At 42.3% G+C, this 17,644-nt stretch carries 14 protein-coding genes, 2 tRNA genes and 3 rRNA genes; 2 read left to right on the plus strand and 17 right to left on the minus strand.

Going from position 1 to position 17,644, the window contains the following annotated elements; translation table 11 throughout:
• Positions 1–50: 50 nt before the first annotated feature.
• From MKY09_RS18185 to MKY09_RS18205, 5 genes are all read right to left on the minus strand, one after another.
• Positions 51–123: transfer RNA gene (locus tag MKY09_RS18185), tRNA-Thr, on the minus strand.
• 7 nt (positions 124–130) lie between these two features.
• Positions 131–205: transfer RNA gene (locus tag MKY09_RS18190), tRNA-Asn, on the minus strand.
• A 1,130-nt stretch (positions 206–1,335) separates the two neighbouring features.
• Positions 1,336–1,451 (minus strand): 5S ribosomal RNA (rrf, locus tag MKY09_RS18195).
• 178 nt (positions 1,452–1,629) lie between these two features.
• Positions 1,630–4,558: ribosomal RNA gene (locus MKY09_RS18200) — 23S ribosomal RNA — on the minus strand.
• 205 nt (positions 4,559–4,763) lie between these two features.
• Positions 4,764–6,317, minus strand: a 16S ribosomal RNA gene (locus MKY09_RS18205).
• The 16S, 23S and 5S rRNA genes sit together here, the layout of an rRNA operon.
• 252 nt (positions 6,318–6,569) lie before the next feature.
• On the opposite strand from MKY09_RS18205, the gene MKY09_RS18210 reads away from it, so the two are divergent.
• Positions 6,570–7,229 (plus strand): hypothetical protein, encoded by a 660-nt coding sequence (locus tag MKY09_RS18210; RefSeq protein ID WP_342567275.1) that lies wholly within the window; start codon positions 6,570–6,572, stop codon positions 7,227–7,229.
• Between the two features lie 65 nt (positions 7,230–7,294).
• Here the strand turns inward: MKY09_RS18210 and MKY09_RS18215 are convergent, their stop codons facing one another.
• Positions 7,295–7,972, minus strand: coding sequence for a KinB-signaling pathway activation protein (locus tag MKY09_RS18215; protein WP_342567276.1), 678 nt, complete (start codon positions 7,970–7,972; stop codon positions 7,295–7,297).
• Positions 7,973–8,109: 137 nt separating this feature from the next.
• Here MKY09_RS18215 and gerD point away from each other — a divergent pair, with 137 nt between their 5' ends.
• Positions 8,110–8,685: a spore germination lipoprotein GerD gene (gene gerD, locus MKY09_RS18220; protein ID WP_169359340.1), complete on the plus strand. Its 576-nt coding sequence runs from the start codon at positions 8,110–8,112 to the stop codon at positions 8,683–8,685.
• A gap of 29 nt (positions 8,686–8,714) precedes the next feature.
• Here gerD and MKY09_RS18225 read toward each other — a convergent pair whose 3' ends face one another.
• From MKY09_RS18225 to MKY09_RS18275, 11 genes are all read right to left on the minus strand, one after another.
• A complete protein-coding gene (locus MKY09_RS18225; RefSeq protein WP_169359341.1) occupies positions 8,715–9,767 on the minus strand; it encodes a P-loop NTPase in 1,053 nt (350 codons plus the stop codon).
• 77 nt (positions 9,768–9,844) lie between these two features.
• On the minus strand, positions 9,845–10,558 hold the full coding sequence (locus tag MKY09_RS18230) for an N-acetylmuramoyl-L-alanine amidase (protein WP_169359429.1): 714 nt from the start codon (positions 10,556–10,558) through the stop codon (positions 9,845–9,847).
• Positions 10,559–10,609: 51 nt separating this feature from the next.
• Positions 10,610–11,794: an MFS transporter gene (locus MKY09_RS18235; RefSeq protein WP_342567277.1), complete on the minus strand. Its 1,185-nt coding sequence runs from the start codon at positions 11,792–11,794 to the stop codon at positions 10,610–10,612.
• 17 nt (positions 11,795–11,811) lie between these two features.
• A complete protein-coding gene (locus tag MKY09_RS18240; protein WP_342567278.1) occupies positions 11,812–12,273 on the minus strand; it encodes a GNAT family N-acetyltransferase in 462 nt (153 codons plus the stop codon).
• Between the two features lie 192 nt (positions 12,274–12,465).
• Positions 12,466–12,888: a GNAT family N-acetyltransferase gene (locus tag MKY09_RS18245; protein WP_342567279.1), complete on the minus strand. Its 423-nt coding sequence runs from the start codon at positions 12,886–12,888 to the stop codon at positions 12,466–12,468.
• A 279-nt stretch (positions 12,889–13,167) separates the two neighbouring features.
• Positions 13,168–13,560, minus strand: a complete 393-nt coding sequence (gene rpsI, locus MKY09_RS18250; RefSeq protein ID WP_144512714.1) for a 30S ribosomal protein S9 — start codon at positions 13,558–13,560, stop codon at positions 13,168–13,170.
• A 22-nt stretch (positions 13,561–13,582) separates the two neighbouring features.
• Positions 13,583–14,020: a 50S ribosomal protein L13 gene (gene rplM, locus MKY09_RS18255; protein ID WP_151112062.1), complete on the minus strand. Its 438-nt coding sequence runs from the start codon at positions 14,018–14,020 to the stop codon at positions 13,583–13,585.
• 171 nt (positions 14,021–14,191) lie between these two features.
• Positions 14,192–14,938, minus strand: a complete 747-nt coding sequence (gene truA / locus MKY09_RS18260) for a tRNA pseudouridine(38-40) synthase TruA (RefSeq protein ID WP_298472562.1) — start codon at positions 14,936–14,938, stop codon at positions 14,192–14,194.
• 14 nt (positions 14,939–14,952) lie between these two features.
• Complete coding sequence (locus MKY09_RS18265) at positions 14,953–15,750, minus strand: energy-coupling factor transporter transmembrane protein EcfT (protein ID WP_169359345.1); 798 nt, start codon at positions 15,748–15,750, stop codon at positions 14,953–14,955.
• Positions 15,744–16,619 (minus strand): energy-coupling factor ABC transporter ATP-binding protein, encoded by an 876-nt coding sequence (locus MKY09_RS18270; protein ID WP_298472556.1) that lies wholly within the window; start codon positions 16,617–16,619, stop codon positions 15,744–15,746. The genes MKY09_RS18265 and MKY09_RS18270 overlap by 7 nt, the downstream gene beginning before the upstream one ends.
• Positions 16,595–17,443 carry an energy-coupling factor ABC transporter ATP-binding protein gene (locus MKY09_RS18275; RefSeq protein WP_342567280.1) on the minus strand — a complete coding sequence of 283 codons (849 nt, stop codon included), beginning with the start codon at positions 17,441–17,443 and terminating at the stop codon, positions 16,595–16,597. The genes MKY09_RS18270 and MKY09_RS18275 overlap by 25 nt, the downstream gene beginning before the upstream one ends.
• Positions 17,444–17,644 lie beyond the last annotated feature (201 nt).

Here is a 17,644-nt window from a genome sequence, read left to right on the forward strand (position 1 = left end):
AAAACAAGCACTTTTTTATGTACATTCCCTACTTTTATGTAAAATAGAAAAGCTTCCAACCGGATTTGAACCGGTGACCTCTTCCTTACCATGGAAGCACTCTACCTACTGAGCTATGGAAGCATAAAAATGGCTCCGAAGGTAGGACTCGAACCTACGACCAATCGGTTAACAGCCGATTGCTCTACCACTGAGCTACTTCGGAACGTTCTTATTATTTAAAGTACAAATATAATTATAACAAGTATACTTTAAATTTCAAGCTTAATTTAGGTATTTTTCCAATGAAATATTCAAGGTTCCAATATATAGAATTTGTCATCTTTTTGAATGATATTCTCTATATTTTAATTTCTTAGGAGATGCCTCACCCTATTATATTGTCCATTTATATTTAGAAATATACGTAAAATATTTAAGCTATTAATAGAGAACCGTAAAATATTTATTAATTTTTTATGTTTAAAGTAGAGTTGATTTCCGCTCTAGACGTACGCTTTCCGCGGGGGGAGCGATAAGCCATCACCCATCGCTAACGCGCGTGGTTGTGATGTCTTATCTGTCTCCCTCCTCCCGCTGGAGTCGCCGTCTGCCGCTCCAATCAATAGAGTAATTAATGTTAGTATTTTATAGGTAGTGCACTCTATATAAAATTCGACTCTCATTAAAAGAAGTATTAATTACTTTAATTATTGCTAGGAGAGCGCTTTTAAACTAGAAGAATGGTAAGAGCAGGAATCATAGCTATCACAGAGTTTAAACTCCTGTTTGATCAGGCTCACATAATTATTACTCGTAACTCTTTCCTTGCCCTATTCATAACATGCTCAAGTATTTTTGTAATTTCTGTGGAGAGATTGCCTTCTGAACAAAAAAATACCAGTCGCGGTCGTTCGGTTCTCGCGTATGCCATACGCTCCGAGCCTCTCTTCCTTGCTTCCTCGAACTCGTTGCCCCTCCGGCTTCTCGCTCACTTCCTTAGGGAGATAGCGCCTTCGGCTTTTTCCTGTAAAAGATAAAACAAAAAAGCCACCACCGATTACTCGGTGATGACTTCCTTTAGTTGCCCAGCGACGTCCTACTCTTGCAGGGGCGACCCTCCAACTACCATCGGCGGCTGCGAAACCAGATGGGCGGCAGATTTCTTTGTCAGCCGCAGTCGTTCGGTTCTCGCGTATGCCATACGCTCCGAGCCTCTCTTCCTTGCTTCCTCGAACTCTTTGCCCCTCCGGCTTCTCGCCCACTTGCTTAGGGAGAGAGTGCCTTCGGCTTTTTTTTCATTTTAAACAAAACAAAAAAGCCGTCACCGATTACTCGGTGACGACTTCCTTTAGTGCCCAGCGACGTCCTACTCTTGCAGGGGGAGACCCCCAACTACCATCGGCGCTGAAGAGCTTAACTTCCGTGTTCGGTATGGGAACGGGTGTGACCTCTTCGCCATCATCACTAGACTTTTTCAGCTTTCAATACACTTCGCATTGCGTTGTCAACTTCGTTCGTTCAATCAGTCACGTACGTAAGTACGCTCCTTCCTTCACTCACTCGTTTCCTAGCACTGCTTGCGCCTTGAAACCCTCAGAGTTGTTCACTCAAAACTGGATAAAAGACATCATCTTAGAAACAAACAATTTGGTTAAGTCCTCGATCGATTAGTATTCGTCAGCTGCACGTGTCGCCACGCTTCCACCCCGAACCTATCTACCTCATCGTCTTTGAGGGATCTTACTTACTTGCGTAATGGGAAATCTCATCTTGAGGGGGGCTTCGTGCTTAGATGCTTTCAGCACTTATCCCGTCCACACATAGCTACCCAGCGATGCCCTTGGCAGAACAACTGGTACACCAGCGGTGTGTCCATCCCGGTCCTCTCGTACTAAGGACAGCTCCTCTCAAATTTCCTACGCCCACGACGGATAGGGACCGAACTGTCTCACGACGTTCTGAACCCAGCTCGCGTACCGCTTTAATGGGCGAACAGCCCAACCCTTGGGACCGACTACAGCCCCAGGATGCGATGAGCCGACATCGAGGTGCCAAACCTCCCCGTCGATGTGGACTCTTGGGGGAGATAAGCCTGTTATCCCCGGGGTAGCTTTTATCCGTTGAGCGATGGCCCTTCCATGCGGAACCACCGGATCACTAAGCCCGTCTTTCGACCCTGCTCGACTTGTAGGTCTCGCAGTCAAGCTCCCTTCTGCCTTTACACTCTTCGAATGATTTCCAACCATTCTGAGGGAACCTTTGGGCGCCTCCGTTACACTTTAGGAGGCGACCGCCCCAGTCAAACTGCCCGCCTGACACTGTCTCCTACCCGGGTTACGGGTATGGGTTAGAATTTCAATACAACCAGGGTAGTATCCCACCGACGCCTCCTCCGAAGCTGGCGCTCCGGGCTCTAAGGCTCCTACCTATCCTGTACAAGTTGCACCAAAATTCAATATCAAGCTACAGTAAAGCTCCACGGGGTCTTTCCGTCCTGTCGCGGGTAACCTGCATCTTCACAGGTACTATAATTTCACCGAGTCTCTCGTTGAGACAGTGCCCAGATCGTTACGCCTTTCGTGCGGGTCGGAACTTACCCGACAAGGAATTTCGCTACCTTAGGACCGTTATAGTTACGGCCGCCGTTTACTGGGGCTTCAATTCGCACCTTCGCTTGCGCTAAGCACTCCTCTTAACCTTCCAGCACCGGGCAGGCGTCAGCCCCTATACTTCACCTTACGGTTTTGCAGAGACCTGTGTTTTTGCTAAACAGTCGCCTGGGCCTATTCACTGCGGCTCTTCTAGGCTATTCACCCAAAAGAGCACCCCTTCTCCCGAAGTTACGGGGTCATTTTGCCGAGTTCCTTAACGAGAGTTCTCTCGCTCACCTTAGGATTCTCTCCTCGACTACCTGTGTCGGTTTGCGGTACGGGCACCTCCCACCTCGTTAGAGGCTTTTCTTGGCAGTGTGAAATCAGGAACTCCGGACATACGTCCTTGCCATCACAGCTCAATGTTACAGAGTGCGGATTTGCCTACACTCACACCTCACTGCTTGGACGTGCATAACCAACAGCACGCTTACCCTATCCTACTGCGTCCCCCCATCACTCAAACGGTGGGGTGGTGGTACAGGAATATCAACCTGTTGTCCATCGTCTACGCCTATCGGCCTCGACTTAGGTCCCGACTAACCCTGAGCGGACGAGCCTTCCTCAGGAAACCTTAGTCATACGGTGGATGGGATTCTCACCCATCTTTCGCTACTCATACCGGCATTCTCACTTCTAAGCGCTCCACCAGTCCTTCCGGTCTGACTTCAACGCCCTTAGAACGCTCTCCTACCACTGATACCAAAGGTATCAATCCACAGCTTCGGTGATTTGTTTAGCCCCGATACATTTTCGGCGCAGCGTCACTCGACCAGTGAGCTATTACGCACTCTTTAAATGATGGCTGCTTCTAAGCCAACATCCTGGTTGTCTAAGCAACGCCACATCCTTTTCCACTTAACAAATACTTTGGGACCTTAGCTGGTGGTCTGGGCTGTTTCCCTCTTGACTACGGATCTTATCACTCGCAGTCTGACTCCCAAACATAAATCATTGGCATTCGGAGTTTGTCTGAATTCGGTAACCCGGGATGGGCCCCTAGTCCAAACAGTGCTCTACCTCCAAGATTCTAACGTTTGAGGCTAGCCCTAAAGCTATTTCGGAGAGAACCAGCTATCTCCAGGTTCGATTGGAATTTCTCCGCTACCCACACCTCATCCCCGCACTTTTCAACGTGCGTGGGTTCGGACCTCCAGTAAGTGTTACCTCACCTTCATCCTGGACATGGGTAGATCACCTGGTTTCGGGTCTACGACCACATACTCATTCGCCCTATTCAGACTCGCTTTCGCTGCGGCTCCGTCTTCTCAACTTAACCTCGCATGTAATCGTAACTCGCCGGTTCATTCTACAAAAGGCACGCCATCACCCGTTAACGGGCTTTGACTATTTGTAGGCACACGGTTTCAGGGTCTATTTCACTCCCCTTCCGGGGTGCTTTTCACCTTTCCCTCACGGTACTGGTTCACTATCGGTCACTAGGTAGTATTTAGCCTTGGGAGATGGTCCTCCCGGATTCCGACGGAATTTCACGTGTTCCGCCGTACTCAGGATACACTCTGGAGGGAATGAACTTTTGACTACGGGGCTTTTACCCTATCCTGCGGACCTTTCCAGATCGCTTCGTCTAGCTCATTCTTTTGTAACTCCGTATAGAGTGTCCTACAACCCCAAGAGGCAAGCCTCTTGGTTTGGGCTCTTCCCGTTTCGCTCGCCGCTACTCAGGGAATCGAATTTTCTTTCTCTTCCTCCAGGTACTTAGATGTTTCAGTTCCCTGGGTGTGTCTCAGATGCGCTATGTATTCACGCAAATGTACTGCCCCATTACGGGCAGTGGGTTTCCCCATTCGGAAATCTTCGGATCGAAGCTCACTTACAGCTCCCCGAAGCATATCGGTGTTAGTGCCGTCCTTCATCGACTCCTAGTGCCAAGGCATCCACCGTGCGCCCTTATTAACTTAACCTAAAAGTTAAAAGTACTACACTTGCAATCACGTAAGTGATCACAATTTGAATATCTTGCGTTTGTTTCTTTTTTTGATGTCGTTTTATCCAGTTTTCAAAGAACAAGTTAAAAAGCTTTAAATGCTCATATAGAATGAACATTCAAAACTGAACTGCAAAACGTTAAGATACAGATAAAAATCTGTATTCCGAATATATCCTTAGAAAGGAGGTGATCCAGCCGCACCTTCCGATACGGCTACCTTGTTACGACTTCACCCCAATCATCTGTCCCACCTTCGGCGGCTGGCTCCCAAAAGGGTTACCCCACCGACTTCGGGTGTTACAAACTCTCGTGGTGTGACGGGCGGTGTGTACAAGGCCCGGGAACGTATTCACCGTGGCATGCTGATCCACGATTACTAGCGATTCCGGCTTCATGTAGGCGAGTTGCAGCCTACAATCCGAACTGAGAACGGTTTTATGGGATTTGCTCACCCTCGCGGGGTTGCGACCCTCTGTACCGTCCATTGTAGCACGTGTGTAGCCCAGGTCATAAGGGGCATGATGATTTGACGTCATCCCCACCTTCCTCCGGTTTATCACCGGCAGTCACCTTAGAGTGCCCAACTGAATGCTGGCAACTAAGATCAAGGGTTGCGCTCGTTGCGGGACTTAACCCAACATCTCACGACACGAGCTGACGACAACCATGCACCACCTGTCACCGCTGTCCCCGAAGGGAAAAGCCTATCTCTAGGCCGGTCAGCGGGATGTCAAGACCTGGTAAGGTTCTTCGCGTTGCTTCGAATTAAACCACATGCTCCACCGCTTGTGCGGGCCCCCGTCAATTCCTTTGAGTTTCAGTCTTGCGACCGTACTCCCCAGGCGGAGTGCTTAATGCGTTAGCTGCAGCACTAAGGGGCGGAAACCCCCTAACACTTAGCACTCATCGTTTACGGCGTGGACTACCAGGGTATCTAATCCTGTTTGCTCCCCACGCTTTCGCGCCTCAGCGTCAGTTACAGACCAGAAAGCCGCCTTCGCCACTGGTGTTCCTCCAAATCTCTACGCATTTCACCGCTACACTTGGAATTCCGCTTTCCTCTTCTGTACTCAAGTCCCCCAGTTTCCAATGACCCTCCACGGTTGAGCCGTGGGCTTTCACATCAGACTTAAAGGACCGCCTGCGCGCGCTTTACGCCCAATAATTCCGGACAACGCTTGCCACCTACGTATTACCGCGGCTGCTGGCACGTAGTTAGCCGTGGCTTTCTAATGAGGTACCGTCAAGGTACGAGCAGTTACTCTCGTACTTGTTCTTCCCTCACAACAGAGTTTTACGATCCGAAAACCTTCTTCACTCACGCGGCGTTGCTCCATCAGACTTTCGTCCATTGTGGAAGATTCCCTACTGCTGCCTCCCGTAGGAGTCTGGGCCGTGTCTCAGTCCCAGTGTGGCCGATCACCCTCTCAGGTCGGCTACGCATCGTCGCCTTGGTGAGCCGTTACCTCACCAACTAGCTAATGCGCCGCGGGCCCATCCTGTAGTGACAGCCGAAACCGTCTTTTAACATTTCCTCATGTGAGGGAATGGATTATTCGGTATTAGCCCCGGTTTCCCGGAGTTATCCCAATCTACAGGGCAGGTTGCCCACGTGTTACTCACCCGTCCGCCGCTAAATCAGAAGAAGCAAGCTTCTTCATCATCCGCTCGACTTGCATGTATTAGGCACGCCGCCAGCGTTCGTCCTGAGCCAGGATCAAACTCTCCATAATAGAGAACTTAAAAAGCTCATTTTGTTTTGCTGGCATCATCATTAAATGATGTCAAAAATTGTTTTGCGTCAATCAAGCCGAAGCTTGTTGATGCTGTATGTCTTAACGTTTTGCATGTTCAGTTTTCAATGTTCATATAATGTATTTTGTCGTTTTGTTTTAGCGACCTTTGTATCTTAACATCGTTTTAACATGAATGTCAACACTTAATCATAAAATTTATTAAAACAAATTGAAAAGGTGTGTGTTTCCTTGAAAACAAAGCTCTTAATAACCATCACTTCTGTATTGTTATTCTTGCTGTTACTCTTCGCGCCCAATACTTACTCTACACTTCTTCCCGTGTTCCAAGTAACCGAAAAACCAAGTGTTATATCGAAGGGAGCCTATGGGAATACGGTAACTATCGACCTATCATTTGGTAGAGAGGATGTAGAAACCCTAGTAGAAGGTTTAAAAGCTCCTTATCCTCATTTTTTCATTAGCATTGAATGGATTGAGCGATCTGAGCCCATTATTAAAATTATGCAGGATAAAAAAATCCCTATTAGTCTGTTGGGTAAAGAGGGCTTGCTGTATATAGAGGACCGGAGTCTATTTAAAAAAGAAATAGATAGATTTGAAGAGGCTATTGGTGTGAAACCAGATTGGTTTCGGACTTCTGATTACGAGTTCCCTGTTGAACTTCAAAAAGATGCCTGGAAGGAGGAAGTAAATCTTTTAGGCTCTACTATAGTTTTAGGAAATACTGTGCCTAAGCTTACGAAGGGAGATATACTTACCGTTCCTCTCCACCAGGAAGAAAGAATCGATACAATCCAGCTTGCAAAATATTTAAGATCACAACCTTTTGTTAGTATTGAACAAAATATATTTAACATGAAAATGAAAACCAAAAGTTATCCCGAATAGCGTAGAGAATTCAACTATTCTTCTATAATAAAAAACTGCTCCGACTAATAGTCAGAGCAGTTTTCTTATTTAACCTTTGCCTCAGCTTCTCTTCTCGCTTTTCTCCGCGCTTCTAGTTTCAATCGGTCTTCATCAGATTTAGCGTTGTATTTTGGTAAAGCCAATAACTGATATGCATTAACCGCTAGAATTGGGAACAATAATAAAGTAACCCAACTATCGACGTTATCCGCATTAACCATTAAGACAGGCAGCCACTCTAATGTTGAAATTACAATCATAAAGAACAATGCAGAGATTAACACGTGTTTTTTCGTTTTATTTGCTTTAATAAGCGCCACCACTACTCCTGTTCCGATTAGAACGACTAACAAGAAAGCATATAGCCATACTTGCGAAGTAGTCTCCGCGTTTGGACGGAAACGGAACATTATTAAATCAAATATGACAAATGCAATGATTAATAACTGTACCCAATTCCATAAAGTTAGGGTTCTAAATATATTTACACCCATTTGGTGAATCGTTAAATATGCGAAAAATCCCATTTGAGTAATAACACTTACGGTAAAGCCCATTACTACCATAAAAGCAAAGGCAGCAAGAAACTCACTCCATTGGCCTGCTTCAAAGTATTTAGCAAAGGCATCATCCCAACGGATAAATAGACCTAAAACTCCTGTTATTAAACCACCGATGAGCATGGAATTGATAAAAAATTTAAACCAATTTCGTATTGTCACAGCTAGGTTGCCTCCATCTACTCTATTTCATCCTTCAATTGTAACAACGATTTGCCAAAAAATCTATTTCTTCATAATATCAATACATATTTCCGTACTAAATGTGAACAATAATTGAAAAGGATGGTGAGGAATCAATGAAGTATTTCGCCCTGATTTTATTAAGTATTGGTTTACTAGCTGGTTGTAATGACTCTTCTAGTACTCCTTCATATGAAGAAAACAAAAAAATGTTAATCGATGCTTTACAGACAGAGGATGGTAAAAAAGCGATTCGAACTCTTTTAGAGGATCCAAAGTTTCAAGAAATGCTTGTAATAGACAGTGAGCAAGTAAAAAAATCAGTAGAACAAACCATGCTTTCTAAGGAAGCCGAGGAGTTCTGGAAAGAAATTTACCAAGATCCTAAATTTTCTGAGACCATGGCTAAGAGTATGAAGAAGCAACAAGAAGACTTAATGAAAAGCATGATGAAGGATCCAGAGTATCTGAAAGACTTAGAAACATTCTTTAGCTCAGACGAAATGAAAAAAGAATTAGAGAAAACATTGAAATCGAGTGATATGAGAAAAGAAATTCAAAAGGTTGTGGAAGAAACTATTCAAAGTCCGTCTCTCCAAGCAAAATGGCAGAAGCTAGTGGAAGAAGCCGGTGCTTCTAAAGAAGAAGGTGGCTCTAAAGAAGAGGGAGGTAAAAAAGAAGAAGAAAAATAGGCCGCTCCTCTATGGAAACGGCCTTTTCTTTATGCTTTTTCTATTACTTTTTCAGCTATTTCTAAATATAGCTTCCCAGTATCATGCGTTTCGCCGTATACAGAAGGAGCAAAGTCAATGTCGTTCCAGTCAGGCTGACCTAATGGAATTTGGCCAAGAAGCTCGGTACGAAGTTCATCCGCAAGTTTTGGTCCTCCACCTTTTCCAAAAACAAATTCCTTTTCGCCTGTAGATTTAGATTCATACCAGGACATATTTTCAATAACACCTAGAATTTCATGGTCCGTCTGTAATGCCATTGCACCTGCACGCGCTGCTACAAACGCAGCTGTAGGGTGAGGAGTGGTTACAACGATCTCTTTAGAAGCCGGTAGCATTTGGTGTATGTCTAACGCGACGTCACCAGTTCCGGGCGGTAAATCTAGTAGCAAGAAATCTAACTCTCCCCACTCTACGTCTTTAAAGAATTGGTCTAACACTTTCCCTAACATTGGTCCACGCCAAACTACTGGAGTATTGTTCTCTACGAAAAATCCCATGGATATTACTTTTACGCCTTTGCGTTCCACTGGAATAATTCGATCCTCTTTAATCTGTGGCACGTCTTTAACACCCATCATATCAGGCACACTGAAGCCGTAAATATCTGCATCTACTAATGCAACTTTTTTACCTAATCTTGCTAGAGCAACAGCAAGGTTTACGGAGACTGTAGATTTACCTACTCCACCTTTACCCGATGCAATCGAGATGATTTTTACTTTACTGTTTGGAGAAAGAATATCTTCGCTATCGCTTTCTTTCCCTTTTCCTCTGAACTGCTCCAATACTTCTTTAGGAAGCTCCTCAAAACGAATACCTACAGTATTTGCACCAGCGTTTTTTAACACTTCAACCACTTTTGTTTGTAATTGCATCTGCTCCGCAGAGTTGATCTTAGCGATTGCAAGCTTAACGCTAACATGATTCTTTTCTTCTTTTATTGAAACTTGAGAGATACCATTCGTTTCTTCAAGCGTTCTATGTAAAAACGGATCGTTTAATTCCCCAAGTAATGTACGAACTTGATTCTCATTAATCATTGTGTAGACACTCCCCTTTAGTTAACTATTCGCAATATAGTATACCATATACGAGTGTCTACCATCCCATCAACGGCTCAATAAATGCTTTCTTCTACAAATACACCTATCCCTTTAGCTATAGCATTTACCATCTCATTTTGATATTTGTCTGATGTAAGTAACTCTCTTTCCTCTGTATTACTTATAAACCCTGTTTCTACTAATACCGCTGGGGCTTTTGCTTTCTTTAAAATGTATACTTGTTTAATAGCTAGAGCTTCTCGTTCTGTATTCCCTATATTTGTTCTAATGGAAGATTGAATAGACTTAGCCAACAGCTGACCACCTTCATGTCCTTCTGCGTGGTAGAAAACTTGAGCACCTCTCCATCTTTCCTCTGGCACAGCATTCACGTGCATACTAATAACCATATCCGGCTCAGAGTTATTCATTATCTCCTCACGAAGCAGAAGGTCAGCTCGTTTTCTAGCTCTTGTAGTTGGAAAGTCCTCATCTGGTGAATGTTCAGCTACAGCGTCTCCTTCTTTAGTTCTTGTCATAACTACGGTTGCACCTTGAGACTTCAATAACTTCTCTAGTTTAAGAGACATAGCTAATGTAATATCTCTTTCCACTATTTCTCCATAACTAGCGCCGCCATCCATACCACCATGGCCTGGATCAATCACAATCTTTACCCCACTCAAAGGCTCTGGTAGGAAGAAACCAATATCACTTGCTCTCGTACTGTACGTTACAGCTAATAGAGTGACAAAAAATAAAACCCCAATTGTTAACCATTTCTTCAGATTAATCGCCCCTTTTTCACTCATTATACGTACGAGGGACAAAGAGTATGATTAGATTCTAGGCTTCATTTTAGAACTTATCCAAAACGAGGGAACTGATAAAACTGTAATAATAGATATGATAAAGAACACGACTGCTCCAGCTCCTATGTTGTCTAAAAGTATGCCTCCCAAACTAGGAGCAATTATTCTTCCTATAGACTTAACTCCGGTTAGAGCGAAGTAAGTTCCTTTCTCATGATCCTCGCACATACTGTCTATATGTATATCTACCATTGTAAATACGAGCACCTCTCCAGCAGTGAAGATTATCATTGCTCCAATCAAAACAATAATATTAGGACTTTGGCCAAATATTAATAACCCTAAGGATAACATCCCACTTCCTATCATGAGAGAAGTAGTCGTACTAATCCGCTCTCCAAGCTTATAAACAAAATATTGAATGATAAGAACCGTAATAGCATTCGTAGTGATCAACCATGCAAAATATTGTACAGCAAGCTCAGCGTCAAACGTCCTTCCGAGATATTGGCTGAAGGTCGAATCAAACTGACTGTATCCAAAGGTTACAAAAATAAGAGCTAGTACAAAAATGCTAAACGCATAATCTTTTTTAAATACATAAAAAGATTGAAAAATAGATGATTTACTTGCACTAGCCACTTGCCTCACCATTGGATACTTCTTAAACAACACTAAAAATGTAATAATGTTAATTAAAAAGATAAAACCTACTCCAAAGAATATATTCTCTAGCCCAAAACGCTGAAAATAGACAGAAGTAAGGGGAGCTACAGCAGCAGAAATATTAATCAAGAAATATCGGATATTAAAAATTAGTCTTCTATTCTCTGGCTCCGTATACAGACTCAATAGAACACGATAGGTCGGTTCTACAATCGATTGACTCATCCCAAGAACAATAGCAAAAATGATAAATCCTGCGTATTGATCTATAAATGGAAAATATATATAACACGCAAGATACCCAGCTAAGCCCGTAATGATTACTTTATTTTTAGGAAATTTATCAATATAAGGACCAATAAAAAAACTCATAATAAGTCCTGAAAATGCAAGAGTGGAAAGTATAGCTCCAATTTGCATGCCCGTATAGTCAAACTCATTCAATAAAAATAAAGTTAGGTATGGAATAACTAAAAATGTTCCAAATCTCGCTAAGAAAATGCTCACCAAAATGGTGGAGGTAACAACATTAAATTTTTTTCTCATTTCAACCCTGCTTCTCTCTATTTTTCGTATTCATATAAGCAAACTTGCTTGTCACCCAAGATTATTTCTTTTGCTAGTCTCATTCCTGTCTTCTCTGCTACCTTCCTAGATGCTAGGTTCCCCTTCTGAACAAGCGATATATACCTATCTTCTCCTAGCTGGCTCAACCCTCTTTCTAACAAAGATTTTGCAGCTTCACTTGCATAACCATTTCCCCAATGCTCTCTAGCAATCCAATAACCAACTTCTAGTTCTTCTCTTCCCTCTATCACCTGTGGGACAAGTAGCTTTAATCCATACTCCTTGTTTAGCTCATAATGTTGGAATATCCATTGTAAGAAATTTACGGATTCCTCCCGGTTTCTTGGCTTTCCACTCCCTATAAACCTCATCATTTTCTCATCCGACAGCATCGAATATAGAAATTTAAAGTCATCCTCTGTATAAGAACGGAACATTAATCGTTCAGATGAAAACAATTCCCCCACCTCCAATATGTATAATTGCTAACTTAATATACACCTTCGCAATTTATGCTACAATCACTATTTCGGCAGAAGATAAATTTTTCTTAATAATTTGTTATTAAATAATAATTTCCCAGGTAATAAATATTTCCATTATGATAAAAAGGTAGATTAAGGTGCTGAAGACCCAATCTACCTTTCTCGTTAACCTATTTTTTTTACTAAGTAATATTGTTTACCATCCTTCGTAGGAAAATCATCCACAATCCCAATTTCTTCGTAACCAAATTTTTTATAAAAATTCGGGGCTTGAAAGCTAAAGGTATCTAATTGTATAAGCTTACAGCCATGTTCTATCGCAAATTCTTCTATCCTAGTTAGCAGCTCTTTACCGTGACCCTGCCCTCTCAATGAGTCATCCACCCATAGGAAGTCTATATGAAGGTGGTACCAAAAAATTGTCCCTGTAATTCCTCCGAGAATTTTTTGATGTTCATCACGCAGTATGTAACTGATCTGTTGTTTCGGGTGCTTCACTTCTTCAGGAACATTAACCATATTATGCTCGATAACCTTTTGTCGTATATAATCACTATCCGCCTGATTCCATTGCTTTATAATTTCCATGCCAACATTCCCCTCTCCACGTTCTTTGTTTTGTTTCATTTTATTTATATAATTACCTTTTTATATAAAACAATATAACAAGATTCCACTGGTGCTACTTCACGAGCATCTGTCTCTGCTGTGTTGCGGTCAGTATATCAACAATTATTTTATTTGTCTCTAATTTATATTCTCCATCTTTAAACTCTTAGCATTCGTCCATACCTGTCGAATACGCCAATGTTTATTTTTCCACGAAAAAACCCTCTCCCAAATTGGGAAAGGGTTGTAAATTCGATATTAACGTTTTGAGAACTGAGGTGCACGACGAGCGCCTTTAAGTCCTGGTTTTTTACGTTCTTTCATACGTGGGTCACGTGTTAAGAATCCTGCTGATTTTAAAGCTGGACGGAAATCAGGATCTACTGTAAGTAGTGCACGTGCAATACCGTGACGGATTGCCCCTGCTTGACCTGTGAATCCACCACCATTAACGTTTACATGAACATCGTAGCTACCTAAAGTTTGAGTAGTTACTAATGGTTGTTTAATGATTTCACGTAAAGTTTCGTATGGTACGTAATCTTCTACGTCACGTTTGTTGATAACGATTTTTCCTTCGCCTGGTACTAAACGTACGCGTGCTACTGAGCTTTTACGGCGACCAGTGCCGATATATTGAACTTGTGCCAAGTGTATGTCCTCCTCTTAATTATTATCCGCGAAGCTCAAATGCTTCTGGTTGTTGTGCTGCATGTGGATGTTCTGCTCCAGCGTAAACGTGAAGTTTTCCGAACATTTGACGACCTAAAGTGTTTTTAGGAAGCATTCCTTTGATCGCTAATTCGATCATTTTTGTTGGGTACTTAGTACGCATTTCTAAAGCAGTACGTTGTTTAAGTCCACCAGCAAATTGAGTGTGACGGTAGTAAATTTTGTCGTTTAACTTGTTCCCAGTTAAATGAATTTTTTCTGCATTGATAATGATCACATGATCACCAGTGTCAACATTCGGTGTGAATGTTGGTTTGTTTTTTCCACGTAAAATAGCTGCTACTTCAGAAGCAAGACGACCAAGAGTTTGGCCTTCAGCGTCGATAACTAACCATTTACGTTCTACTTCGTGACCTTTAGCCATGAATGTTGTACGCATGTATTTTGTCCTCCTAATTCAATCATAATCGATCTATAATTTTCTATATCCTCATAACAATAAGTTTCGGGGCTTATATTGTGGGGCTAATGAAAATACCATACATCATCATAACCCGCCGTCGCTTAATAGTCAAGTATTTTTCCATAAACACCTGGAAAAGTTGCTATATCATGAATACTCTACTTTTTCTAGGTATAAACCGTGTGCTGGAGCGGTTTTCCCAGCTTTTTTTCTATCGCAAGATTGAAGAATTCCCGGTAGCTCGTCTACATTTTTTTTTCCTATTGCCACTTCCCATAAAGTGCCTGCAATAATTCGGACCATATTATATAAAAAACCACTGCCGTTAATCACCATATGCAGCTGATTAGATTCTTCTTTCCATTCAAAGTCTATCGATCGTACCGTTCGAATAAAATCTTTCACACTAGTTTTAGATGCACAGAAGCTTGAAAAATCATGCGTTCCTAAAAGGTGAACAGAAGCTTCCTTCATCAATTCTACGTTAGGCTTATATCTATCTACATGGACCGTATAGTTACGCTCAAAGGGACTTTGAATCTCTTCAAGCGACCATTTATAACGATACGTTTTACCCGCTGCATGGTATCTAGCATGAAAGTCGGCAGCCACTTCTTCTACGAAAAGTATTCGGATATCCTTTGGGAGTTGAACATTCAAAGCAGTTCTCCAGCTGTCCATAGATAAAGTAAAGGGACTATCAAAATGGATTACCTGCCCTGTAGCATGAACCCCAGCATCCGTTCGTCCACTTGCTACTACCTTTACTAGCTCTCCTTTATGGATTGTTTGTAGAACTCGTTCAAGCTCTAACTGTACGGTTCTTTTTCCCGGTTGGATTTGATAACCCGAAAATTGACTCCCGTCATAGCTTATTACAGCTCTTAAACGCATACGGTTACCTCCATTTACTGTCTAAAATAAACAAGGATAGCAGCCAGTAGGACAAGAACGACTAAAATTGACGTATCCTTCTTCCTCCACTCAAGCTTGCGATATCTTGTCCTTCCTTCTCCACCTTTATAGCCGCGAACCTCCATAGCTGTTGCTAAATCTTCTGCTCGCTTAAATGCACTCACAAATAGTGGAATGAGCAGCGGTACAATAGCATTCATGCGCTGCTTCATACTTCCTGACGTCATATCCGACCCTCTTGCCATCTGTGCTTTCATAATCTTGTCGGTTTCATCCATAAGAGTTGGGATGAACCTTAAAGAGATTGACATCATAAGCGCTAATTCATGCACTGGGAGCTTCCATTTCTTTAGGGGATTCAGAAGTATCTCTAAAGCATCTGTAATCGATATAGGGGTTGTAGTGAGCGTTAGAATGGACGTTAGTATAACAAGGACGAAGAAACGAATAGATATAAATATCCCTTGCTTCAAGCCTTCTTCATAAATCTTTATAAACTTCCATTCAAAAATAATAGCGCCCTCTCGGGTAAATATCATGTGCAGCAGGAACGTAAAGATAATTAGAAAAACGACTGGCTTTAATCCGTTGATTAAAAAGTATAATCTAATTTTGGACATACGAATGATTAAAAAAGTAAATAACACTAATATCCCATATGTAATCCAGTTATTTGCGATGAAAACTACGGCAATAAAAAGAAAAACAAAGATTAGTTTAGCTCGAGCATCTAAACGATGGATAAACGAATCTCCCGGAATATATCTTCCAAAAATCATTTTTTCTAACATTCATCCTCACACCCTTCCTTTAACAGGTGTGCCAATTCTTTCGCTAACACTTCCTCCGTTAAGCAGAGGTTCGGTAGCCTTCTACCCATCATTTGTTCTAGCTTCCGCTGAAACTTTACTGTTTGAGGTAGCTCTAAACGGTAGTCCTTTAATTGAGTTTCATTTTGAAATATTTCTTCTGGAGTTCCTTGAACTACACATTTCCCTTTATGCATAATTGCTATTTGATCTGCATATCTAGCTGCATCCTCCATGCTGTGCGTCACGAGGATGGTCGTGAGCCCCGTCTCTTGATGGATTTGATAGAAGAGGTCCATAATCTCTTTCCGGCCTCTAGGATCAAGTCCTGCAGTAGGCTCGTCTAACACAAGGACATCTGGGTTCATCGCCAGAACCCCCGCTATAGCAACTCGTCTCATTTGGCCTCCTGATAGATCAAATGGAGACTTATCCATGACTTCATCTGGTAGACCTAATAGTCGAATTAATTCGATGGCCCGAGCTTTGGCTTCTGCCTCTGATACTCCGTAATTCATAGGCCCAAACATAATATCTTTCAGAACAGTCTCATCGAATAATTGATGCTCTGGAAATTGAAAAACAATGCCTACCTTTTGTCTGACTGAGCGTAGCTGCTTATTTTTCTTATCTGCCTTCACTTCTACGTTTCCTATTTTAACTGTGCCATCCGTAGGCTTTAACAATGCATTCAAGTGCTGTAATACAGTTGATTTGCCCGACCCTGTATGCCCTATAATTGCTTGATAAGAGCCAGATGAAATATGCATGTTTACACTAAACAGGGCTCTCTTTTCAAAGGGCGTATCTTTAGCATAAGCGTAGCTTACTTGTTGAAGTATGATGTCCATAAATCATTCACCAACTCTTCTTCTGTCATATGTTCTGCAGTTAGGGATATCCCTTCAGCTTTTAGGAGCTTGGACATTTTCATGGCGAAAGGTAAATCTAAGCCTAAATCCACCAATTCTTGACCGCGTTCAAAAATCCCTTTAGGAGTATCCTCCACATACTTTTCTCCTTGATTCATCATTATTACTCTATCCGCAAGCAATGTTTCCTCTAAATCATGGGTGATGGAGATAACAGTTAAATCTGTTTCTTCTCTTAACTGTCTGACAGTCGCTAGCACCTCTTCCTTTCCTTGCGGGTCTAACATAGAGGTTGCTTCGTCTAACAGTAAGATTCGAGGTTGCATCGCAATAGCGCCTGCTATCGCCACTCTTTGCTTCTGACCGCCGGATAGATGATGAGGTTCGCTATTCATAAAATCTTGCATATTGACCTTTGCTAGCGAATATCTAACTCGTTCTACCATTTCCTCAAAGGGGATTCCGTTATTCTCAAGGGCAAATGCTACATCATCCTGAACAGTAGCCCCGACGAATTGGTTATCAGGATTTTGAAAAACCATCCCCATTTTCGATCTTGTTTCCCAAAGATTGTCTTGTGACAAGGAGTCACCAAAAACACGTACTGTTCCCTCCTGAGGAAATAGAAGACCATTCATTAGTCGGGCTAACGTCGATTTACCAGAACCATTATGACCTACAATGGCGACCCATTCACCTTCCTTAATAGAAAATGACACATTATGTATAGCTGGCCGTATAATAGACTCCTCTTCAGCATATGTAAAGGTTACATTCTGTAAGGATATAATTTCTTTTTTCAACCACTTAACCTCCCTTAACTAAACTCTGCTCGGCTTAACTCTATCCTAACAAATTTTATGGACAAATTAAAAAAGCGCGCACCTCATTTGGAGAAATGCGCTCTTCTATAACTTATTTCTTGACTGGTTGCTCAAGACCAGTCAGAAAATGAGGTGCGTAGAGCTAGACGAGACGCCACTAATGAAAGTCCGCTCATCATA

Source organism: Psychrobacillus sp. FSL K6-4046, assembly GCF_038624605.1.
Lineage (GTDB): Bacteria > Bacillota > Bacilli > Bacillales_A > Planococcaceae > Psychrobacillus.

What these genes read in the sequence shown, in the direction of transcription:
- gerD (WP_169359340.1), top strand. Translation starts at nt 8,110, where the DNA reads ATGAAGTATTTCGCCCTGATTTTATTAAGTATTGGTTTACTAGCTGGT.
- MKY09_RS18225 (WP_169359341.1), bottom strand. Translation starts at nt 9,767, where the DNA reads ATGATTAATGAGAATCAAGTTCGTACATTACTTGGGGAATTAAACGAT.
- MKY09_RS18235 (WP_342567277.1), bottom strand. Translation starts at nt 11,794, where the DNA reads ATGAGAAAAAAATTTAATGTTGTTACCTCCACCATTTTGGTGAGCATT.
- MKY09_RS18245 (WP_342567279.1), bottom strand. Translation starts at nt 12,888, where the DNA reads ATGGAAATTATAAAGCAATGGAATCAGGCGGATAGTGATTATATACGA.
- rplM (WP_151112062.1), bottom strand. Translation starts at nt 14,020, where the DNA reads ATGCGTACAACATTCATGGCTAAAGGTCACGAAGTAGAACGTAAATGG.
- truA (WP_298472562.1), bottom strand. Translation starts at nt 14,938, where the DNA reads ATGCGTTTAAGAGCTGTAATAAGCTATGACGGGAGTCAATTTTCGGGT.
- MKY09_RS18265 (WP_169359345.1), bottom strand. Translation starts at nt 15,750, where the DNA reads ATGTTAGAAAAAATGATTTTTGGAAGATATATTCCGGGAGATTCGTTT.
- MKY09_RS18270 (WP_298472556.1), bottom strand. Translation starts at nt 16,619, where the DNA reads ATGGACATCATACTTCAACAAGTAAGCTACGCTTATGCTAAAGATACG.